The organism is Hymenobacter jeongseonensis, from assembly GCF_015694725.1.
GTDB lineage: Bacteria > Bacteroidota > Bacteroidia > Cytophagales > Hymenobacteraceae > Hymenobacter > Hymenobacter jeongseonensis.
In genome coordinates, this window is the sequence record NZ_JADQDQ010000006.1 from 42,593 (window position 1) to 64,210 (window position 21,618).

Annotated in this window: 19 protein-coding genes; 12 read left to right on the top strand and 7 right to left on the bottom strand. The window is 57.9% G+C overall.

The genetic code is table 11. From position 1 onward, the window contains the following. Nucleotides 1–40: 40 nt before the first annotated feature. Nucleotides 41–619 carry a LemA family protein gene (locus I2I05_RS13635; RefSeq protein ID WP_196282824.1) on the bottom strand — a complete coding sequence of 193 codons (579 nt, stop codon included), beginning with the start codon at nucleotides 617–619 and terminating at the stop codon, nucleotides 41–43. 189 nt (nucleotides 620–808) lie between these two features. Here I2I05_RS13635 and I2I05_RS13640 point away from each other — a divergent pair, with 189 nt between their 5' ends. The 5 genes from I2I05_RS13640 (at nucleotide 809) to I2I05_RS13660 (ending at nucleotide 7,378) form a co-directional block, all read left to right on the top strand. Further along, nucleotides 809–1,810 carry a sugar phosphate nucleotidyltransferase gene (locus tag I2I05_RS13640; protein ID WP_196282825.1) on the top strand — a complete coding sequence of 334 codons (1,002 nt, stop codon included), beginning with the start codon at nucleotides 809–811 and terminating at the stop codon, nucleotides 1,808–1,810. Between the two features lie 59 nt (nucleotides 1,811–1,869). Next, a complete protein-coding gene (locus tag I2I05_RS13645) occupies nucleotides 1,870–2,940 on the top strand; it encodes a hypothetical protein (RefSeq protein WP_196282826.1) in 1,071 nt (356 codons plus the stop codon). 189 nt (nucleotides 2,941–3,129) lie between these two features. After that, nucleotides 3,130–5,361 carry a prolyl oligopeptidase family serine peptidase gene (locus I2I05_RS13650; RefSeq protein ID WP_196282827.1) on the top strand — a complete coding sequence of 744 codons (2,232 nt, stop codon included), beginning with the start codon at nucleotides 3,130–3,132 and terminating at the stop codon, nucleotides 5,359–5,361. 72 nt (nucleotides 5,362–5,433) lie between these two features. Then, a complete protein-coding gene (locus I2I05_RS13655) occupies nucleotides 5,434–6,216 on the top strand; it encodes a hypothetical protein (protein WP_196282828.1) in 783 nt (260 codons plus the stop codon). A gap of 94 nt (nucleotides 6,217–6,310) precedes the next feature. After that, nucleotides 6,311–7,378, top strand: coding sequence for an LLM class flavin-dependent oxidoreductase (locus tag I2I05_RS13660; protein WP_196282829.1), 1,068 nt, complete (start codon nucleotides 6,311–6,313; stop codon nucleotides 7,376–7,378). A gap of 75 nt (nucleotides 7,379–7,453) precedes the next feature. Here the strand turns inward: I2I05_RS13660 and ahcY are convergent, their stop codons facing one another. After that, nucleotides 7,454–8,773 carry an adenosylhomocysteinase gene (gene ahcY / locus I2I05_RS13665; RefSeq protein ID WP_196282830.1) on the bottom strand — a complete coding sequence of 440 codons (1,320 nt, stop codon included), beginning with the start codon at nucleotides 8,771–8,773 and terminating at the stop codon, nucleotides 7,454–7,456. Between the two features lie 131 nt (nucleotides 8,774–8,904). Beyond that, on the bottom strand, nucleotides 8,905–9,645 hold the full coding sequence (locus I2I05_RS13670; protein ID WP_196282831.1) for a DUF4397 domain-containing protein: 741 nt from the start codon (nucleotides 9,643–9,645) through the stop codon (nucleotides 8,905–8,907). A gap of 155 nt (nucleotides 9,646–9,800) precedes the next feature. On the opposite strand from I2I05_RS13670, the gene I2I05_RS13675 reads away from it, so the two are divergent. The 4 genes from I2I05_RS13675 (at nucleotide 9,801) to metK (ending at nucleotide 14,056) form a co-directional block, all read left to right on the top strand. Then, nucleotides 9,801–10,412: a hypothetical protein gene (locus I2I05_RS13675; protein WP_196282832.1), complete on the top strand. Its 612-nt coding sequence runs from the start codon at nucleotides 9,801–9,803 to the stop codon at nucleotides 10,410–10,412. A 29-nt stretch (nucleotides 10,413–10,441) separates the two neighbouring features. Further along, the gene (locus I2I05_RS13680; protein ID WP_196282833.1) at nucleotides 10,442–11,659 is read left to right on the top strand and encodes a class I SAM-dependent methyltransferase; all 1,218 of its coding nucleotides are present in this window, start codon (nucleotides 10,442–10,444) and stop codon (nucleotides 11,657–11,659) included. A 69-nt stretch (nucleotides 11,660–11,728) separates the two neighbouring features. After that, nucleotides 11,729–12,463, top strand: a complete 735-nt coding sequence (locus I2I05_RS13685) for an SDR family NAD(P)-dependent oxidoreductase (protein WP_196282834.1) — start codon at nucleotides 11,729–11,731, stop codon at nucleotides 12,461–12,463. Nucleotides 12,464–12,793: 330 nt separating this feature from the next. Then, the gene (gene metK / locus I2I05_RS13690; protein WP_196282835.1) at nucleotides 12,794–14,056 is read left to right on the top strand and encodes a methionine adenosyltransferase; all 1,263 of its coding nucleotides are present in this window, start codon (nucleotides 12,794–12,796) and stop codon (nucleotides 14,054–14,056) included. Nucleotides 14,057–14,153: 97 nt separating this feature from the next. Here metK and hpf read toward each other — a convergent pair whose 3' ends face one another. The 4 genes from hpf to I2I05_RS13710 all read right to left on the bottom strand — a co-directional run bounded on the left by hpf (nucleotide 14,154) and on the right by I2I05_RS13710 (nucleotide 16,995). Beyond that, on the bottom strand, nucleotides 14,154–14,453 hold the full coding sequence (gene hpf / locus I2I05_RS13695; protein ID WP_196282836.1) for a ribosome hibernation-promoting factor, HPF/YfiA family: 300 nt from the start codon (nucleotides 14,451–14,453) through the stop codon (nucleotides 14,154–14,156). A 37-nt stretch (nucleotides 14,454–14,490) separates the two neighbouring features. After that, on the bottom strand, nucleotides 14,491–15,369 hold the full coding sequence (locus I2I05_RS13700; RefSeq protein ID WP_196282837.1) for a tyrosine-type recombinase/integrase: 879 nt from the start codon (nucleotides 15,367–15,369) through the stop codon (nucleotides 14,491–14,493). 165 nt (nucleotides 15,370–15,534) lie between these two features. After that, entirely contained in the window at nucleotides 15,535–15,729 is a 195-nt protein-coding gene (gene rpsU, locus I2I05_RS13705) for a 30S ribosomal protein S21 (protein ID WP_035564799.1), read from the bottom strand. A 120-nt stretch (nucleotides 15,730–15,849) separates the two neighbouring features. After that, the gene (locus I2I05_RS13710) at nucleotides 15,850–16,995 is read right to left on the bottom strand and encodes an acyl-CoA dehydrogenase family protein (RefSeq protein ID WP_196282838.1); all 1,146 of its coding nucleotides are present in this window, start codon (nucleotides 16,993–16,995) and stop codon (nucleotides 15,850–15,852) included. 249 nt (nucleotides 16,996–17,244) lie between these two features. On the opposite strand from I2I05_RS13710, the gene I2I05_RS13715 reads away from it, so the two are divergent. From I2I05_RS13715 to I2I05_RS13725, 3 genes are all read left to right on the top strand, one after another. Next, on the top strand, nucleotides 17,245–18,204 hold the full coding sequence (locus I2I05_RS13715) for a polysaccharide biosynthesis/export family protein (protein ID WP_196282839.1): 960 nt from the start codon (nucleotides 17,245–17,247) through the stop codon (nucleotides 18,202–18,204). A 72-nt stretch (nucleotides 18,205–18,276) separates the two neighbouring features. Beyond that, nucleotides 18,277–20,775 carry a polysaccharide biosynthesis tyrosine autokinase gene (locus tag I2I05_RS13720; protein WP_196282840.1) on the top strand — a complete coding sequence of 833 codons (2,499 nt, stop codon included), beginning with the start codon at nucleotides 18,277–18,279 and terminating at the stop codon, nucleotides 20,773–20,775. Nucleotides 20,776–20,787: 12 nt separating this feature from the next. After that, nucleotides 20,788–21,555 carry a tyrosine-protein phosphatase gene (locus I2I05_RS13725; RefSeq protein ID WP_196282841.1) on the top strand — a complete coding sequence of 256 codons (768 nt, stop codon included), beginning with the start codon at nucleotides 20,788–20,790 and terminating at the stop codon, nucleotides 21,553–21,555. The last annotated feature ends 63 nt before the right edge of the window (nucleotides 21,556–21,618 follow it).

The window sequence follows — 21,618 nt, forward strand, 5'->3', positions numbered from 1 at the left end:
GCTGCGCTCGGCATGACGGCCTGTTTTGACTGCAAGCTGCTTAAAACTGAACCGTGGGCGCCTTGCTGGCGGCGGGGTCGGCTTCGAAGTAGGGCTTTTCTGCAAAGCCGTACATTTTGGCGAACAGGTTGTTGGGGAAAGACTTCACCGTGCCGTTGTAGTCGTTGGTTACGGTGTTGAACTTGTTGCGTTCCACGTTGATGCGGTTCTCAGTGCCTTCAATCTGGGCTTGCAGCTCCTGGAAGTTGGCGTTGGTTTTAAGCTCCGGGTAGTTTTCGGAAACGGCCAGCAGCCGGCCCAGGCCCGAAGACAGTTGGCTTTGCGCCGCTTGAAATTTTTGGATGTTTTCGGGCGTGAGCTGGTCAGCGGATAGCTGCACGCTGGTGGCTTTGGCCCGGGCTTCCATCACGCTGGTGAGGGTGGCTTGCTCCTGCTTGGCGGCGCCTTTCACGGTGTTCACCAGGTTCGGAATGAGGTCGGCGCGGCGCTGGTAGGCACTTTGCACGTTGGCCCACTGGCCTTTAACGGCCTGCTCTTTCTCCGTCATGGCGTTAAAGCCGCACGAGGATTGGGTGAGCAACAGGGCCAGGCCCACGAAATAAAGAAGAAAGCGTTTCATGATGGGGTGATGAGGTGAAAGGGTAAGAAGTGAAGAAGGGGTGATTTTTCAACGGCCCCAAACCTTGAAGCGGCCGGGCCGGTTTGGGTCGGGTTTGGCGCAAAGTACGCAGCTTGGCTCCAGTGGTTGTAGCTTGCTACTTAGCTGGGCCCATCGCCGCCCTAAACCACCTCGCTTCCAACCACCCCAATGAAAGCTGTTATTCCCGTCGCCGGCATTGGTTCGCGCCTGCGCCCCCACACCCACACCCAGCCCAAAAGCTTGGTGCCGGTGGCCGGCAACACCATCCTGGGCCACATCATCGACCGGCTGCAAAACGCCGGAATCAGCGATTTTGTCTTCATTGTGGGCTACCTGGGCGATAAAATTGTGCGCTACGTGCGCCGGACCTACCCCCAGCTCAAGGCCACGTTTGTGGTGCAAGAGCCCCGTGAGGGCATCGGCCACGCGCTGTGGCTGGCCCGCGAGGAGTTCCGCCACGAAACCGAAGGCGTGCTCATCCTGCTCGGCGATACCATTGTGGACGTGGACCTGCCCGCCCTCATTGCCACGCCCGGCTCAGTGCTGGCCGTGAAGGAGGTGAAAACGCCTAGCATGTTTGGCTTGGTCGAAACCGGGCCCGGCGGCCGGGTGAGCAAGGTGGTGGAAAAGCCGAAAATTCCGAAATCGAACTACGCCATGGTGGGCCTTTACAAGCTGGCCTACCCCGAAAAGTTGGCTCAGGCCCTGGAGTGGCTCTACGACACCGACGTGCGCACCCACGGCGAACTGCAACTCACCGATGCCCTCATGCACCTCATCGACGAAGGCGAGGTAATGACCACCTGCCCGGTGGACAACTGGTTTGACTGCGGCCGCAAGGATACCCTGCTCGAAGCCAACGCCCGGCTGCTCAACACGGCCGAGTTTCTGGAGCCGCGCGACTATTCCGAGTTTCCGGACGCGGTGATTATTCCGCCGGTCAGCATCGGGCGCGGCTGCCAGATTTCGCACTCCATTATCGGCCCCAACGTGGCCATTGGCGACAAAACCATTATCAAAAACTGCATCCTGAGCGACTCCATCATCGGCACCTACTCGGAGCTGCGTTCGGCGGTTATGCACGACTGCATTGTGGGCTCCGACGCGTCGTTTCGGGGCATGAACCACTCGCTGAACATCGGGGACAATACCGAGATTGATTATAGCTAGGCCCGGCGGTAGTGGGCGTGAATTTCGTACTTTTCGGTTTCCAACCACTTTCCCTGCGCATGATTTTCCGCCGCCTGCTTTTTGCCTGCGCCACCGCCCTGCCCCTGCTGGCCTCCGCCCAAACGCCCCTCGGCCAGCCTTCGATTGACGAATCCAAGGTGCAAATCTGGTGCGCCACCGTGCGCTTCGTGTACGACGACGCCGGCCGGCCCAACCTCAAAAGCACGGTGCGCTGCGAAGGCGCCAACCTCGACGCGCTGGCCGCCAGCATTCGGCCCGACAGCCTGCGGGTGTACAGCGTGCTGTACCAGCCTATTGAGGGCCGGGGCAGCATCTACGCTGGCAAAAAAGACAACCAGGCCCGGCTTACGGCCCTTACCAAGGCCATTATCGGCAAGCTGAAAAGCTCGCCGGCTCGCCGCCGCGACCCCGCGCGCATGGAACGCGTAGCCGCCCTCGAAACCGCTCTCACCAACTACGTGGTGAGCGGCACCCCGCCCGGCGACGTGCCCAGTGCCATGATGCCCGAAACGGCCGATACCATCGCCACGGCCAGCACGGCCCTGGGCCCCGTCGAAGCCGCCGAAGCACAGGCCGCTGCCGAAGGCGACGCCACCGAAACCAGCGCAGCGGCGCGACCCGCCACGGGCGCGGGCAGCCTCCTGAATCAGTTTGCCGCCCCGCTGGCGCTGATTCTGGGCATCCTGAGCTTGGTGCTCTACATCATGCTGCGCGTGACGCTGGGCCACTGGCGCCGCCAGCAGCGCCGCGAAACCCTCACGGCCAAGCAGGCTGCAACCGCCGCCCAAGCCGCCGCGGCCGAAACCAGCGCCGCCGTGGCCGACTCGGCCGCCCGCATCAAACGGGCCGAAGCCCTGGTACTGGCTGCGGCGCCGGACCCCACGGCTCCGCGCGCAACTCAAACTCCGGATAACCTCAGCGCAGCCCAGCGCCTGGAGGTGGAGCGCTTGGTCAGTCAGCGCGTGGACGAAGAGCTGCGGTGGCTGCGGGCCAATCTGCCCGAACTCATTGCCGCGGCCATTGCGCAACCTGCGGCGGCGGCCCCCGTTGAGGAGCCTGCCCCTGCCAGCCCAAGCAAAGTGGTGGCTGATGATGTTCAGCTGGACTAGCGCGCCGTTTTCGGTAGTGCGCTGCGACGCGGGTACTGGCACGGAATTGCGTAGAAGGTTTTTTTAAACCATCCAAAAATGGCCTTCTCACAAAAGGTCGTCATGCGGAGCTTGGATAGGCTTTTAATCCGGCAGCATTTGGCGCGTCTCTTCACCAGCCAGCATTATCTCGATTCCTCCTTATCTGTTATGAAAGCTGCCCTTCCTTTGCTGGCCGCTCTGGCCGCCATGGCAGCCTGCCGGGCCACCACGAAACCCGAGCGCAACACGCTCCCCAGCAACCAGCCCCTTACTGAAATGACGAGTCCCGAACGCGGCGAGCCCAGCCGCCAGTCCGGGCTTGGCGTCCTTGTTCCCGCCCCCGTGAAATACCCCAACACCCGCCGCGCCGACGTTGCCGACAACTACTTCGGCACCACCATTCCCGACCCCTACCGCTGGCTCGAAGCCCTCGACTCGCCCGAGACCAAAGCCTGGGTGACGGCCCAGAACGAAGTCACGTTTGGCTACCTGAGCCAAATTCTGTTTCGGGACAAAATTCGGGAGCGGCTCACCAAAATCTGGAACTACGAGCGCTACGGCGTGCCCGAGCAGGTGGGAGACGAGCTGATGTTCAGCAAAAACGACGGCCTGCAAAACCAGCCCGTGCTCTACCGCCAGCGCGGCGCCGGCGAGCCCCAAGTGCTGCTCGACCCCAATACCTTCTCGAAAGAAGGCACCACGGCCTTGGCCGGCACCGAGTTCAGCAACGACCACCGCTACCTGGCCTACGCCACCAGCGGCGGCGGCTCCGACTGGCACAAGGTGCGAATTATGGACCTGAAAACCAATAAGCTGCTGCCCGAAGAATTGAATTGGGTAAAAGTGTCGGGGACTTCGTGGGCGAAGAACGGCTTTTACTACAGCCGCTACGATGCGCCCACCGCGGGCGAAAACAACTTGGCTGGCATGAACGAGTTCCACAAGGTGTACTTCCACCAGCTGAACACGCCGCAGAGCGCCGACAAGCTGGTATACGAGAACCCGAAAATGGCTCTGGGCTTTCGCATTGCCGGGGCCACCGAGGACGAGCGGTTTCTCGTGCTTTACCTTACCGATGGCAAGTCGGACGGCAACCGCCTGCAAGTGCGCGACCTCACCGACCCCAAGCAAGCTACTGCTTGGACCACGCTGATTTCCTCGTACGAATTCAACAACACCGTCGTCGGCAACGTGGGCGGTGAGGTGCTGGTGCATACCAACTACAAGGCACCCAACTACCGCGTCGTCCGCATCGACCCCAAAAAGCCGCATGAAACCAACTGGCACGACGTGCTGCCCGAAACCAAGCACAAGCTGGAGAGCGTGAGCCACGTGGGCGGCAACCTCGTGGCGGATTATTTGCACGATGCCAGCTCCCAGGTAAAGGTGTACTCCGAGCTGGGCCAGTTTCGGCACGAAGTGAAACTGCCGGCCATTGGCACGGCCAGCGGCTTTGGCGGCCGGCGCACCGACAAAGTGGTGTACTACGCTTTCACCTCGTTCACCTACCCCACCACGATTTACAAATACGACCTGGCCACCAACACCAGCACCGTATTCCGAGCCCCCAAAGTGGACGTAAACCCGCAGGACTACGTGACAACGCAGGTATTTTACCCGAGCAAGGACGGCACGAAGATTCCCATGTTCATCGTGCACAAAAAAGGCGTGGAGCGCAACGGCAAGAACGCCACCTACCTCTACGCCTACGGCGGCTTCAATGTCTCGCTCACGCCCGGCTTCTCGGTGGCCCGCATGCTGTGGCTTGAAAACGGCGGCATCCTGGCCATTCCCAACCTGCGCGGCGGCGGCGAATACGGCGAAGCCTGGCACCAGGCCGGCATGACGCCGAACAAGCAAAACGTGTTCGATGACTTCATTGCCGCCGCCGAATACCTCAAAACCAATCAGTACACCGATTACGACCACCTCGCCATTGCCGGCGGGTCGAACGGCGGCCTGCTGGTGGGCGCCGTGATGAATCAACGGCCCGACCTGTGCAAAGTGGCCCTGCCCGCCGTGGGCGTGCTGGACATGCTGCGCTACCAGAAATTCACCATCGGCTGGAACTGGGCCCCCGAATACGGCACCTCCGACAACGAAGCGCAGTTCAAGAACCTGCTCACGTTCTCGCCCCTGCACAACCTCAAGCCCGATACCAGCTACCCCGCCACCCTCATCACCACCGCCGACCACGACGACCGGGTGGTGCCCGCCCACTCCTTCAAGTTCGCCGCGGCCCTGCAAGCCGTGAACGACGGCCCCAACCCCACCCTCATCCGCGTGGACGTGAACGCCGGCCACGGCGCCGGCAAAAGCACCCAGCTGCAAATAGCCGAATGGGCCGACGTGTGGAGCTTCTGCTACGCGAATATGGGCGTGACACCGGAAATGAAGTAGCTAGGCTGCAACAGTTCCAACAGAGGACTTACTTCAAACTACTGAACTTGACGTTCTCGCCTACTTTTGGGTATGTGGAAACGTCTACCTCCGTCCATTCTACTCATTGCCGCTTTGCTGGGACTGCTTCTGGTCCCTGGTACCGGCCATGCGCAATGGACGCTGCTCAACGCCGATTGCGCATACCCGACCAGTAAACGCTACTTTAATACCGTAGCCGATGACCAGCCCATTGCTGAGGCTATGCCGGATTTGCCGCATTTGCCGCAGGCCCCGTGGCAATATGCCGCGGCCGTAGCGCAATCGGAAACAGCCTATGCTGAAGAAGCCTTCGCTGTCGCAGCTGAAAAACTTGAATTGCTAGCCAACCAAGAATCGGCGGCTCCTGCGGTGCTTAATCAGTATGCCCGGTCTCTGTACCGGGTAGCTGGAGGCAAAGCGCGCAGCTACTCCGTCTATCAGCGGCTGGTTGCGCTCCTCAATCAATACGGCGGAGAAAGTAGCTCAACGGGAGTCTTGTATTTGCCTTTTCAGGAATCCTACTACAAGCTAGCCACTTTGCAAATGGACCACGAACAGTGGGCCAGTGCCGCGTATAATCTTTCGCAAACCCTGATGGTTTTTCAGGTTCTACCTGACACCAAAGAGTTGAACCTGGCCCTTTACGAGCAAGCTCTCCAATACCAAACGGAGTGTTTCGCCAACTTGGGTGAGGAGCAACTCTGTCGCCATTTCGGGCAACGCACGCTAAAATTCTTTCCCCAGAATCGGTACGTCAAGCAGTACCTGGACCGCTTGCCCGCTGCCACAGCGCAACCGGCAGCGCCAAAGAAACCAGTACCTGCCAAACGCTAATCGGGCCTAGCTATTTACCCTCCCTGAAGCCTACCAAAGTCCATCAGTTGCCCGCTCCCATTATTCATTCTCTCAAATCAACTACCCCCGCATTATGGAACTAGGCATTAGCTCCTTCGGCGAAGTCGCGCCGGCTCACGTAGCGGGCAACGACCGCACCGCTCAACAACGCATGCAAGAACTGCTGGCCCTGGCCCGGCGAGCCGATGAAGTGGGCCTCGACGTGCTGGCTCTGGGCGAGCACCACCGGGCCGATTTCATTATTTCGGCGCCGGAGGTTATTCTTGCGGCGGTCGCGGCGGTCACCCAGCGCATTCGCCTCTCCAGTGCTGTTACGGTGCTGAGTTCGGCCGACCCGGTGCGGGTGTTCCAGAACTTTGCGACGGTGGACCTGATTTCTGGTGGCCGCGCCGAGATTCTGGCGGGTCGCGGGTCGTTTATCGAATCCTACCCTTTGTTCGGCTACGACCTCAAGGATTACGACGAGCTGTTCGTTGAAAAGCTGACGCTGCTGCTTAAAATCAACGAAAGTGAAGTGGTTTCTTGGCAGGGCAAGCACCGCCCCGCCCTGGCCGGGCAAGGCGTATACCCGCGGCCCGTGCAGCCGAAACTACCCATTTGGATAGGCATTGGGGGCACGCCTGCTTCGGCGGTGCGGGCGGGCAAGCTAGGCCTGCCCCTGACCATTGCCGTCCTCGGCGGGGCGCCCGACCGCTACGTTCCCTTTGCCGAATTGTATCGCGAATCGGCCCAACAGGCTGGGCACGATGCCGCTCAGCTGCCGCTGTGCCTCAATTGCCACTTCCACGTAGCCGAAACGTCGCAGCAAGCGGCTGATGAGTTTTTTCCGCCTTATTCGCAGCTCATGAACCGCATTGGCCGGGAGCGCGGCTGGTCGCCGATGGACCGTCGGCACTTCGACTTCCTGCGGGGTCCCGAAGGGCCGCTATTCGTGGGCACCGCGGCTGAAATCACGAAAAAGCTGCTGAATCTGCACGGCCTGTTCAACAACACCCGCTTCCTGGCCCAACTGGTGCTGGAGGGCATTCCGCACCAAAGCGTGCTGCGGTCCGTCGAGCTATTCGGCACCCAGGTAGCGCCCGCCGTGCGGGCGGCGCTGGGTGTGCCACAAAAGGAAACTACGGCCACGCATTCCAGCTAAGCGCAAACGCACCAAACGCAAAAACGCCGCTGAAGCAATGCTTCAGCGGCGTTTTTGATGGTTAACAGTCCGCGACTAGTAGCGGTACAAGTCCGATTTGAACGGACCTTCTACCGGCACCTTGATGTAATCTGCCTGACGGGGCGTCAGCTCGTCCAGCTCCACGCCGATTTTGGCGAGGTGCAGGCGAGCTACTTTCTCGTCCAAGTGCTTGGGCAGGGTATACACCTGGTTGTCGTACTGGTTGGCGTTCTGCCACAGCTCGAGTTGGGCCAGGGTCTGGTTGGTGAAAGAGTTCGACATCACAAACGAAGGGTGGCCGGTGGCGCAGCCTAGGTTCACGAGGCGGCCTTCGGCCAGAATTATTACCTCTTTGCCGTCGATGGTGTAAATGTCCACCTGGGGCTTCACCGTGTCTTTGGTGTGGCCGTAGTTGCCGTTCAGCCACGCCATGTCAATCTCATCGTCGAAGTGACCGATGTTGCAGACAATGGCTTTGTCCTTCAGGCTGCGGAAATGCTCCTCGGTGAGGATGTCGCAGTTGCCGGTAGCCGTCACCACGATGTCGGCTTCTTTCACGGCGTTCACCAGCTTTTTCACGGCGTAGCCGTCCATGGCTGCCTGCAGCGCGCAGATGGGGTCGATTTCGGTTACGATGACGCGGGCACCGGCGCCGCTCAGCGAAGCCGCGGTGCCTTTTCCTACGTCGCCGTAACCGGCTACCACGGCAATTTTGCCGGCCATCATCACGTCAGTGGCGCGGCGAATGGCGTCTACCGCCGACTCTTTGCAGCCGTACTTGTTGTCGAACTTCGACTTTGTTACCGAGTCGTTTACGTTGATAGCGGGGAACGACAAAGTGCCGTTTTTGACCCGCTCGTACAGCCGCAACACGCCGGTTGTCGTCTCTTCCGAAACGCCTTTGATGCCGGCGGCTAGCTCGGGGTACTTGTCCAACACCATGTTGGTCAGGTCGCCACCGTCGTCAAGAATCATGTTCAGGGGCTGACGGTCTTCGCCGAAATACAGCGTCTGCTCGATGCACCAGTTAAATTCCTCTTCGTTCATTCCTTTCCAGGCGTACACTGGAATGCCGGCGGCGGCAATGGCCGCGGCGGCGTGGTCCTGGGTCGAGAAGATGTTGCACGACGACCACGTCACCTCGGCGCCCAAGGCTTTGAGTGTTTCGATGAGGACGGCAGTTTGAATGGTCATGTGCAGGCAGCCGGCAATGCGGGCCCCTTTGAAGGGCTGCGCGGCGCCAAACTCCTCGCGCAGGCTCATCAGGCCGGGCATTTCGGCTTCGGCGAGGCGGATTTCCTTGCGGCCCCACTCGGCCAGGCTCATGTCCTTTACTTTGTACGGAACGTACGTTTTCGTCGTGGTTTCCACCATGATGCGGGTTAGTTATAGTATTCGTGGTTCAACTGCAAAGGTACTTGATTTGTTCACCCCATCACACGAAGAAGCCCGCCCCAAGTGGGGCGGGCTTCTTCGCATAGGTTTCAGCAAGAAATGAAGCCGAACTAGTTGTTCTGGATGAGCACGGCTTTGGTCTGCAAATCAGCAGACACCAAGGGGCTGCTGTTTCCGCGAACCACCACGGTGTAAATTTTGCCGGCCTCGTAGGTTTTGTTGGTGCCGGCGCCCGAGCCGCTGCCATCACCCACGTTCACCACCGGCACCGACAAGGCCCCGCTGGTGACCGCCACGTTGTACTGGCCGGGCTGAATTTCCACAAACGCTGACGCGCTGGCAAAATTGGTGGTGGTGTTGGGGATGTCCGAAATGGCGGCGGCCGTCGTGGACAGCTTCAGCGGCGAGGGCGAATCCAAGCCCAAATGCACCAAGCGGATTTTGGCTTTGCCAGCGGCAGGAGCCGTCAGGTCATCGGGAACGAGCAAGCCGGCAACCGTGGTGGCTGTGTTGGCATAAGCGAAGTAGGAATAGCTGCGGTCCTTCTCCACCGTCACGGTCTGAGGAGCAAATGCGCTGGCGCCCGAAGAAGCCACGTTCACTTTGATGGTGCGGCTACCCGCATTTATAGTTTGATAGCCTGAGCTTTGGCCGTAAGTAAGCGTTGCTTTCTCTACGTCATCAAACAATATTTTCACGGGCACGTTGGCACTCGCAGCCATGTGGTAGGCATTGATGCGGCCCTGGTCTACGATTGGGGTGGCCACGTCGTCCTTGCCGCAAGCAGCCAATAACAAGGTTGCCGGCAGGAGGGCTTGGAAAGCGCGGCGGAAGATGAAGGATGTGTTCATAGAAAATAGAGGTTATGGGTGAAGCATGCCGGCCAAAAATGCCCGGCCGGCCCGGCCTGAACGTGTAATGCATTCGCTTTGTTGAGTCGAAGGCCAGAAATCGTTGCACAAATCCGGCCAAACTCGGCTTCGCTGGCCGCCTTACCTTTGCTCCCATGCACCAGAATCCCAGTTTGAGTTTTTTACAGCAGCGGCTCCGCGTCGTGGCAGTAGTGGCCTTGTCCAGTAGCATTTTTTCTGCGGCCCAGGCCCAGAACGCACCGGCCACCATTCGCCTGAGTCCCGAAGATGCCACGCGTGGCCTGAACGGTCACCAGCACAATTTCGACTTTCTGGCTCCCGGGGTGGAAGGGTATAATTATCAAACCGCTGGGTTCTTCGGTCAGCGGCTGCGGCCTTACTTGGCCAGCAACGCTGAATCCGTGGCTTATTTGGATAAGTACCGCCGCCAGAAAACCATTTTCCTGATTGACCGGCTGGTGGCGGTGGGCTCTTTTGGGGTGTATGGCCAACAAATTTTTGCCAACGGGGAGGCGCAATACTTCAACAATACTCAGAAAGTTGCCATAGGCATATTTGCGACGAGCGTGCTGGCCACGGTCTTCATCAACCGCAACACCAATACGCACTTGCAACGCGCAGTCACGGCCTATAACACGGGCCGCGCCCAAATAAGGCTGTTGCCGCGCCTGCGGCCAACCTCCATTGGCTTGGGCACCGCGCCTACGGGGCAACCGTTGCTGGCCCTGCGCTGGACGGTGCGCTAAAGGTTCCGTTTTTCCGTATAGGTTTATTCATGGACTACCCCTTGCCCGAAGCGGCCAGGCGCTACGTGGCCGCGCACCTGCACGACGACCCCGCGCACTTGGCTCTCCAAGCCCGCCGCCATCCCGGCTTGCCCGTGCCCGAATTGGTACGCCAGATTCAGGCCCGCCAAAAGGCCCGAACCAAGCTGCCCGAGTGGGCCGATAACCCCGATTTGGTTTTTCCGCCCGCCCTTTCGGTGGAGCAGGCCTCGTCGGCCCGCACGGCGGCCTTCAAAGCCAGCTTGGTGGAAGGCCAGCGACTGGCCGACCTCACCGGCGGCTTTGGGGCCGATACGGCGCATTTTGCGGCCCGCGTGGCGCACGTCGACTACGTCGAGCGCGACCCGAAGCTGGCCGCTATTGTTGGCTATAACCTGACCCAACTGGGCGTGACCAACGTGGCCGTGCACGCCGAAGATGCGCTGGCGTTTCTCAAAAGCACGCCCCACCATTTCGACTGGCTGTACCTCGACCCGGCCCGGCGCGACACAGCCGCGCGCAAGATTTTCCTGCTACGCGACTGCGAGCCCGACGTGGTGAAACTGCTGCCGCTGCTGCTGCATAAGGCCGACAAAATCCTGCTCAAAACCTCACCAATGCTCGACATCGAGCACGCCGTTCAAGGCTTGGGCCACGTTCGGCGGCTGTGGGTGCTGGCCGTGGACAACGAGGTGAAAGAAGTGCTGTACGAGTTGGGCCAGGAGCCCGCCGTCGACCCCGAACGCTACGCCCTGAACCTGCGTCGCGACGGCAGCCAGCAGGAATTTCGTCTCAACCGCGCCCGCGAAGCGCGGGCCACGCCCCGCTACGCCGAGGCCCAGCAGTTTCTCTACGAGCCCAACGCGGCGGTGCTCAAGGCGGGCGCCTTTCGCAGCATCGGCACCGCATTCGAGTTGCTGAAGCTGCACCAGCACAGCCACCTGTATACTTCGGATGTGTTGCGGACCGATTTTCCGGGGCGTATTTTCCGGGTCAAGGCTGTGGAGAAAGCCGATGGCGCTACCCTCAAAGCGCACTTGGGTCCCGAGGCCCGCGCGCACGTCACAACCCGGAATTTCCCCGAATCGGTGGCAGACTTCCGCCGACATACCGGCATTCGCGAGGGCGGCGAGGTGTACCTCTTTGCCACGACGGACCTGCGGGGCCGGCCAGTGGTATTGGTTTGCGAAAAAATGCAGGCGCCGGTAATAGGCGTGGCGCAAACCTAGCCTCGGCAAGTTGCTTCCCGTAAGAGGTGGAAAATTGAGCACGGGGCTTTTTTGCCAACCTTATTTACGATGCGATTTACAGATAAAGTATGCCTAGTAACGGGCGGGACGTCGGGCATTGGCCGCGCTACCTGCATCCGGCTGGGCGCCGAAGGCGCCACGGTTGTCGTGCTGGGCCGCGATGCGGCCGACGGGGACGAAACGGTTGACACCATTACCAAAGCCGGCGGCACGGCCATTTTCCTAGCTTGTGACTTAGCCAAGCCCAAAGCCATTGCGGCGACCGTGAAGAAGGTGGTGACGAAATACCACCGCGTGGACGTACTGATATGCGACGCGGCGATGATGACCTTCGAGCACCTCGTGGACCTGCCCCTGGAAAAATGGGACTTGCTCATGCAGGTCAACCTCCGCTCCCTGGCGCAGCTCACGCAGCTTTGCTTGCCGCACATGCCAAAGGGCAGCGCCATTGTGGCCATTAGCTCGGTGCACGCGCACCAAACCACGGCCAGCGTGGTGCCTTACGCCACCAGCAAAGGCGCCATGGAAGCGTTTGTGCGCGGCATGAGCCGGGAGCTGGATTTCCGGCAAATCCGCATCAACGCCGTTGCACCCGGCGCCGTGGACACGCCCATGCTGTGGACTAACCCCAATGTGAAGAACGGCGTCGAAACCATCGACAAAGCCACGGTGGGCCAGCCCGAAGAGCTAGCGGCCGCCATTGCCTTTATGGCATCCCACGAAGCCAGCTTTATCCACGGCACCACCCTGGCTGTGGACGGTGGCCGGCTGGCGCAGCTGTAAGCAGCCTTCGGATGCTGTAAGGTATAAGCTCACCTGCAGGTGGGGCAATTCATGCAGTAACACGACGAGGTCGCATATTTCTCCTCTGGATTACAAAGACTAAATATTTCTTGAAATGACTGCTGGGAAACCGTGTCCAGGGAACGCCGCAGCCAACAAGGCAGAGGTTGAGGTTATTTCCTAGTTTGGAATCCTCCGTGCTTCCTGCTAGGCACGTGCTTGTTGGCGTTCCCGATAGCTCGGATTTCCGTAGTTTTGCACCGCGCCCGCTTGCTGCTCGCAGTTTGGTGGGGGCCCCTCTCTTTTCTTTTTGCTCTTTTCGCGCTATCAATGCCCTATCTGTTCACTTCCGAATCGGTTTCGGAAGGCCATCCCGATAAAGTCGCTGACCAGATTTCCGACGCCATCCTCGACGAATACCTCCGCCAGGACCCTACTGCCAAAGTAGCTTGCGAAACCCTCGTAACTACGGACTTTGCGCTGGTAGCCGGCGAAATTAAATCCACGGCGCACGTCGACGCAGAGCCCATTATCCGCGAAACCATCCGCCGCATCGGCTACAACAAGCCCGAATACCTGTTCAACGCCGACACCTGCGAGGTGATGAACCGCCTGCACGAGCAGTCGCCTGACATCAACCAAGGCGTGGAACGTGCCAAGGACGAAGACCAAGGCGCCGGCGACCAAGGCATGATGTTCGGCTACGCCAGCCACGAAACGGCCAATTACATGCCGCTGGCGTTGGACTTGTCGCACCGCTTGCTGCAGGAACTTGCCGCCATCCGCCGCGAAGGCCGGGAAATGACCTATCTGCGCCCCGACGCCAAGAGCCAGGTCACGATTCGCTACTCAGACGACCACCGCCCCGAAGCCATCGACACCATCGTCATCAGCACGCAGCACGACGAGTTCGACGCTTCCGAAAGCGTTATGCTGGACCGGATTAAAGCCGATGTGCTCGCCATTCTCATTCCCCGCGTGAAAGCCGGATTGAGCGCCGAAGCGCAAAGCTTGTTCACCGACCAGATTATTTACCACATCAACCCCACCGGCAAGTTTGTTATCGGCGGTCCCCACGGCGACTCTGGCCTCACCGGCCGCAAAATCATTGTGGATACCTACGGCGGCAAAGGGGCCCATGGCGGCGGCGCTTTCTCCGGCAAAGACTCTTCCAAGGTAGACCGTTCGGCCGCTTACGCGGCCCGCCACATTGCCAAAAACCTGGTAGCGGCCGGCGTAGCCGACCAGGTCCTCGTGCAGGTGGCCTACGCCATTGGCGTGGCCCAGCCCGTGGGCGTGTTCGTGACCACCTACGGCACCACCAAGGCCAAAGGCAGCAACGGCGCCACCCTCACCGATGGCGAAATTGCGGAAAAAGTAAATAAGCTATTTGACCTGCGCCCGTATGCCATTGTGCAGCGCTTTGGTTTGCAAAACCCCATTTTCGCGCAAACGGCAGCCTATGGCCACATGGGCCGGCAGCCCGGCACCGTACAAGCTACCATGAAGGATGGCAGCGTGAAAACTTTCGAAACCTTTACGTGGGAAAAGCTGGACTACGTGCCCCAGATTAAAGCTGAGTTTGCGCTGTAGCCCAAGTGTTTGAGTAGTACAAAGCCACAAGAAAAGCCCCGTTTGCTGGTCAGCAAACGGGGCTTTTTATTTGTTTAAGCGAAAGCTTGTGCTTCAATTAGTGACTGAGGGTTTTTTCCTTGTGGCGGGTGATTTGGCGACGCAGGCTTTCGGCGGCGGCATCGGCGGCAGCTTCGAAGGAAGCAGCGTCTTCTTGGCTGAAAAGGGTACTGCCGGGCACCAGCAGCTTTATTTCGACGGTTTTGTTCTCGATTCCGTCTTTGTTGTTAAGGCGCATAATAACCTCGCCACCGGTCACTTTATCATAAAAAGTCTCGAGTTTATTAAGGCGTTGCTGCACGAAATCAAGCAGTTTCTTGTCGGCGTCGAAGTGCACCGAATGCATCTGTACTTTCATAAAGCAGTTGATTAAGAGGGTAAAGGGTAAAAGAAACTCAAGCCCGCGGATGGGCTTGTTCAAATACGGATTTTAGCCTATCGACGGACAGGTGCGTGTACACTTGCGTGGCCGCCAAACTGGCGTGGCCCAGCAATTCCTTGATGGAATTGAGGTCGGCGCCCTTGCCCAGCAAATGGGTGGCAAACGCGTGCCGCAACGCGTGCGGGTGCTGCTGCGCGCTCGAAGTCGTAATCTGGCTGAGGTAGCGCTTCACGGTGCGATACACGAACTTCTCGTACATCGGCTCGCCTTTGTCGGTGAGCAGCAGCGGCCCCGCTGCCAAGCCAAATTCCTGGGCTCTTCGGGCCTGGTAGTGTTCAATCACCAGCTTCAACGAAGGGTTTAGGGGCACGAGGCGCTGCTTGTTGCCCTTGCCAGTGACGCGCACGGTGCTGGCGCCCAGGCTCACGTCATCCGCGTGAATGCCGATGAGTTCCGACAAGCGAATGCCCGTGCCGTAGAGCATCTCCAGCACGAGTTGGTCGCGCTGCCCGGCGAAATCCTCGCCGAACTCGAACGAATTCAACAGCCCGTTCAACGCGTCCTCCGGCACAAACTCGGGCAGCTTCTTGGCCATTTTCGGTGCCTTGATGCGTAGCATCGGATTGGCCTCGATGCGGCCGGTGCGCAGCAAAAATTTAAAGTACGAGCGCAGGCAGGCCACTTTGCGGTTCACGGTGCGCGGGTCCAGGGTTTGCTCCATCAGCTCCACCACCCAGCCCCGAATGAGCGGGTGCGTGGCCTGCGCCGGGTCCAAGAGGTCGTACGCCGATTTCAGGTAGGCCGCAAACTGCCCCAGGTCGGTTTGGTACGAGGTGACCGTGTGGGGGCTGTAGCGCCGCTCAAAGCGCAAATAATCAAAAAAAGCATCCATACCAACACCAAAAATGCCCAGCGTATGGGCCGGGCATCCAATGTACTGGTTTTTTATTTTCTACCAAACAAACCACTGTGGTATGGACGCGAAAAAACCGGTTGGAGTGCCTTGTGAGGCAACCCAACCGGTTTTAGCAATGCTAACGGTTCCCGAAACTTCGGACTATTCGTTCGGCTGGCCGTAGGTGGCGAGCTTGTAAACAGCCTTCTGCTTCATCTTACGCTCCGTGATGCTGGGCTTCTGGAAAAAAGTGCGACGACGCAGCTCTTTCAGCACGCCGGTGCGCTCAAACTTCTTTTTGAAGCGCTTCAGGGCGCGGTCAACCGATTCGTTGTCTTTGATTTGAATGATAATCATATCAGGGAATGAGGGAGATTTTCAGGAGGGGAGCCGAGTAAATCGGGCCGCAAAGATAAGGAGAATTGTTAGGCAAAACAAAGAATTATCTGAGCAAGCCGGCTGAATGCATGAGATTTACTACTTCAGCAGCGCCCGGGCAATCACCAGCTTCTGAATTTCGCTGGTGCCTTCGCCAATGGTGCAGAGCTTGGCGTCGCGGTAGTATTTCTCGGCCGGATAGTCCTTGGTGTAGCCGTAACCGCCGAAAATCTGCACGCCTTCGTTGGCAACGCGCACGCTCACCTCCGAGGCGTAAAGCTTGGCCATGGCCGATTCTAGGTTCACGTTTTGGCCGCGGTCCTTCATATCGGCGGCGCGGTAGGTGAGTAAGCTGGCGGCTTCGATTTCGGTGGCCATGTCGGCCAGCTTAAAGGCAATGCCCTGGAAGCTGCTGATGGGCTGGTTGAACTGGTGGCGCTCCTTGCTATACTGCGTGGCGGCCTCGAACGCGCCCTGGGCAATGCCGAGGCTCAGCGCCGCGATGCTGATGCGGCCACCGTCAAGCACTTTCAGTGACTGCACGAAGCCGTCCCCCACTTTGCCGATGACGTTTTCCTTGGGCACTTTGCAGTCGGTAAAAATCAGCTCGGTGGTTTCGGAAGCACGCATGCCCAGCTTGTCTTCCTTGCGGCCCGCTTCGAAACCCGGCGTGCCGCGCTCGATGATGAAGGCCGTCATGCCGTGGGAATCCCCCACTTCGCCGGTGCGCACAATGACCACGGCCACGTTGCCGGATTTGCCGTGGGTGATGAAATTTTTGGCGCCGTTGATGATGTAATGCTCGCCGCTCTCGTCGAGCACGGCCGTGGTGCGCATGTTGCCGGCATCAGAGCCCGTGTTGGGCTCAGTGAGGCCCCAGGCACCAATCCACTCGCCCGAAGCCAGCTTGGGTAAGTACTTGTGCTTTTGCTCTTCGGAGGCGTGTTGCAGGATGTGACCGGTGCAGAGAGAGTTGTGGGCGGCCATGCTGAGGCCAATGCTGCCGTCAATTTTAGCCAGTTCAGCAATGGCCGTCACGTATTCCATGTAGCCAAAGCCCGAGCCGCCGTATTCCTGCGGCACCAGCACGCCCATCAGGCCCAGTTCGCCCAGCTTGTGAAACACTTCAATGGGAAACTCCTGGCTTTCGTCCCACTTCATCATGTTGGGCTTGATGTGTTGGGCGCCAAAGTCGCGCACCATCTGCGCAATCATGGTTTGGTTTTCGGTGGCTACGGCTTCCATTGGACAGGAAATGAGGGTGGGAATTTGAGAGAACGGGATTGAATGTCTTCGCAACCGACATTAGCCGGTTTGATGCCGCAAAAGTACGGCTCACGCAGCGGGAAATGCCAGCGCCGCGCCGGGGCCTAACCACCTGTTCTTGAATAGGCACGCTAAAAGCGTTACTTTTGAGGCTTTTTGAGGAGAACCTAGCTGTCGAAGCAAAAGTTTTTCGCTATATCCCGTTCAGTTCCCTCCTAATTGGCCTTCATGCCGACATCTCTTTCTCGTCGCCTCGGGCGGCTGTGGCTGCTGGCCTTACCGGCAGTGCTCTTTTTTTCGTCGTGCGCTACTACCAAGTATTACGAGAAACGGACATTGTTCCGGCTCACTGATAGCCAGGGCCGGCAACTCGACAGCACCAAGTTACGCATAGCTGTGAACCGTACGGAGCGCAATTATGTCATTCAACCCAATGACTTTCTGGAAGTGCGGGTAAATACAAACCGAGGAGAACGGATTCTTGACCCCAACGGGGAATTGCAATTTGGCCAACCGGGTGGCGGCCTACCTTCTCGGTCGAGCGCCATTCCCTCAACCGGTGGAGGAGGCACGTCCGGCTCAACTGGCCGGGGCGCGGGTCCTGCGACTGGTGGGTCAGAATTTCTGGTTCAAGCCGACGGCACGGTGGTATTGCCCATGGTGAACCGAGTTCGCATCAGCGGCCTCACCTTATTGGAAGCCGACAGCATGCTGGCGTTGCGCTACAACGAGTTTTACAAAGAATCTTTTGTATCGACCCGGGTAACGAATAACCGAGTAGTTGTGATGGGAGCCACCGGTGGACAAGTTATTCCCCTCAACAACGATAATATGAACCTGCTGGAAGTGCTGGCCCTGGCGGGTGGCATCGATGGCGGCAGGAACACGGGCGGAGGAGGAAACTCCGGTGGGGGCGCATCAAATTACCGCAATGGCGGCAAGGCAAACGACATTCGTATTATACGTGGTGACCTGAAAAACCCGCGGGTGCAGCAAATTGATTTATCTACGCTGGATGGCATGCGCCGCGCAAATTTACAAGTAGAGCCTAACGACGTTATTTATGTAGAACCCATACGGCGCCCATTCCTGGATGCATTAGCCGATTTGAGTCCCATTATAACTTTATCAACACTGCTACTTAGCACTACGTTTTTCCTTATTAATCAATTCAGCAACAGGCAGTAGCCTGGATTATAGTTACTATATTTTTCAAATAAATAATCTTGCATTGACGCCATCCTTGGCACTATCAGCAAAATGGCTATAAACGAGAATACGGAATTGGAGGACCTTATCCGCAATGCGACTGGCGGGGGAACTGCGCCGGAGATGCCGTTAGCGGCCGGAAATGACGCCGAAGAAGAATCGGCTAGCTTGGACACGGCCACGCTTGTGTTGGTGGCCCGGCGCAGCTTGCTGTGGATGATTTTGCTCATCACGCTGGGGCTGACGGCCTCGTGGTTGTATTTACGCTACACCAAACCCGTTTACAAGTCGCAGTCGTTGCTCAAGATTGACGAGCGCAACGAAGGCAGCGCCCTTGGCCTAGCTGGCCAAATGGCGCCCGTGGCTGAAAACCGAACAAACAAACTTGCCGGGGAAGTTGAGCTGATTAAGTCGAATATAATTTATCGGAAGCTCAAAGACTCGTTAGCCCTCGACGTCAACTATTACGTGCAAGGCACCGTGCTTGAAAGTGAGCTTTTTGGCACCTCCCCTTTCCGCGTTAAGTATGCCATCACCGACCGGTCGCTGTACAATAGCAAATTTGACTTGAAGTTCATTTCCCCCAACAGGTTCAGCCTTGAATATACCGGGCAAGGGCAACCAATGCGGGGGGAATACGACTTCGGCCAAGTAATTGCCTGGCCCGGCATTACGCTGCAGGTATTTGGTACGACGGAACTTAATAACAAGACGCCGGAGGAAAACTACCATTTCGTCATCTTGAATGACAGCCAGGTGAACGCCTACTTGGACAAAAACCTGGCCGTTGAAATTGTGAATTTTGATGCCAACACCATTCAGATTTCTTTCAATGACTTTAACCCTAATAAGGCACAAGATATTGTCAATCAGATTGATTCGCTGTATTTAGCCGAAAAACTAAGCCGCAAGAACGAGGCAACCCGCAACCAGCTTGAGTTCCTGGACCAAATACTTGACGAGAACGGCAAAAACCTGGAACGGGCAGAGGACCGGTTGCAGAGTTACGTTCAACAAACCGGCACGTACGATACAAAAGGAGAATTGGAAGCCATTTCCACCAAGATGGAAGCTTTGGAAACCGCGCGCATTGCCCTCACGGACAAGATGAGCTTGCTGAATCAAGTTGCTCAAATGGCGAGCCAAGAGCAGTTGACACGTGACGAAACCCAAACGGTGGAACAAAGCCTGCCCTCCATTGCGGGCGTACAGGACCCGCAACTGGTGCAAGAATTGAATGCCCTGAACGGGTTGCAGTGGGAGCTCCGGCGAATTTCGCGTTCGTACACCGACAAAACGGAGACGGTGCAAAGCCGCAAGGCAAACATTGCCTTCACTCGGGCCACCATCAAGCGCCTGTTGCAGCAAAATCAGAAACTCCTGCAGAGTGAGTTGGGCCGCTTAAATCAGCAGCGCGACCGGCTTACGAGCGACTTGCAGAGCCTGCCATCCAAAAGCACCGAGCTGGCGCGCTTGCAACGGCCTTTGGGCTTGTACGACAAGAATTTCCTGCAATTGATGGACCGCAAGGTTCAGTTCAATATTGAGCAGGCTGGCGCAACAGCTGATTTTCTGATACTCTCGCCAGCCTCCCCTCCCGCAGCCCCAATTTCGCCTAATCGCTTGATTGTCTATGCTGTGGGGCTAGCCGGCGGGTTGTTGCTGGGGCTGGGGCTGATTGCGGCGCGCTACTTCATGCACAACACCATCACAAATGTGCGGGAACTGGAGCGCAACACCAAAGCCTCGGTGCTGGGCATTATTCCTACTTACGACAAGGAGAAGATGGAGGTATCGCGGCTAATAGTGGATAAAAATCCTAAATCGGCCATTTCAGAATCCATTCGCTCCATTCGGACCAACCTGGATTTTATCAGTTCGGCGAAGAAAAAGCGGATGATTTCCGTTACGTCCACCATCTCGGGCGAAGGCAAAACGTTTGTGACGGTCAACCTGGGTGGCATTATTGCCCTATCGGGGCAACGTGTTATTATCCTCGACTTGGACATGCGCAAGCCCAAAGTCAACTTAGCCTTTGGAGCGCAAAACGTGAAGGGAATAAGTACCATTCTCATCGACCGGCACAGCATTCAGGAGTGCATTCAGCCCACTTCCATCGAAACGATGCAGTTCATTTCGGCTGGCCCAACCCCTCCTAATCCGTCGGAGTTGATTTTGAGCGACAAGTTTGACTTGATGATTCAGGAGTTGTTTCAATCATACGACGTCATCTTGATTGACACTCCCCCTGTTGGTTTAGTTACCGATGGCATTCTGATTATGCGCAAGGCTGACATCCCCCTTTACATCGTGCGGGCGGACTATTCACGCAAGGCATTCATTAAAAACATGAACCGCCTCATGCGCGCCAATAATCTGACACGCATGTGCACCATTCTCAACGACGCCAGCACGCGTGGTTCCGGCTACGGATATGGATATGGATATGGGTACGGCTACGGCTACGGGGCTTACGGCCAAGGCTATTATGAGGAGCCAACAACCAAGCCGCTCACCTTTGGAGAAAAGCTGAAGAAGTTCTTCAATTAACCGCGTTGCTTCATGGCATTCCTTCAACGGCTGTTTGGGCGCAAGCCGGCTAGTGCAGCGGTGCTACCCGGGCTGGCAACGCTGGGGGCCGACATGCATTCGCACCTGCTACCCGGCTTAGACGACGGGGCCGAAACCGTGGAACACTCACTATCCCTGCTTCGCGCCTTACGGGAATTAGGCTTTCGGAAATTAATCATGACGCCCCACATCATGGGCGACTTTTACAAGAATACCCCGGAGGGCATCCGAGCGGCTTTGAATTTGCTACGCGACTCGGCGGCGGCGGCGGGCCTGGAAGATGTAGCCCTTGACTGTGCCGCCGAATACTACCTCGACGAATTTCTGGGGCACAAGCTGGCGGACGGCACCGAGATGCTCACGTTTGGGGGCGACAAGCGTTACCTGCTTTTCGAAACTTCGTACATGAACGAACCACTGAATTTGTTCGAAATCATCTTCGAGATGAAGGCGCAGGGCTATAATCCAGTGCTCGCCCACCCGGAACGCTACACCTATTTCTACGGCCGGTTTGATGAAATCGAGATGCTGCGCAACAACCACGGCGTGTTGCTGCAAGTCAACCTCAACTCCTTGGCGGGTTATTACTCGCCAGCAGCCAAAAAGGTCGCCGAACAATTGATAGACGGGGGGTTGGTTGATTTTGTGGGTACCGACACCCATCACCTGCGCCACACGGAAACCCTGTTGCGGCGCACCTTGCCGCAGCCCTACTTGCAGAAACTGCTTCAGCTGCCCCTATTGAATCAAACGCTCTGAGGCCATTATTTGTTGCTGACGGAGGATTGGCCCGCTCTCCCTCTCAGGCCGTGCCTTTCCATT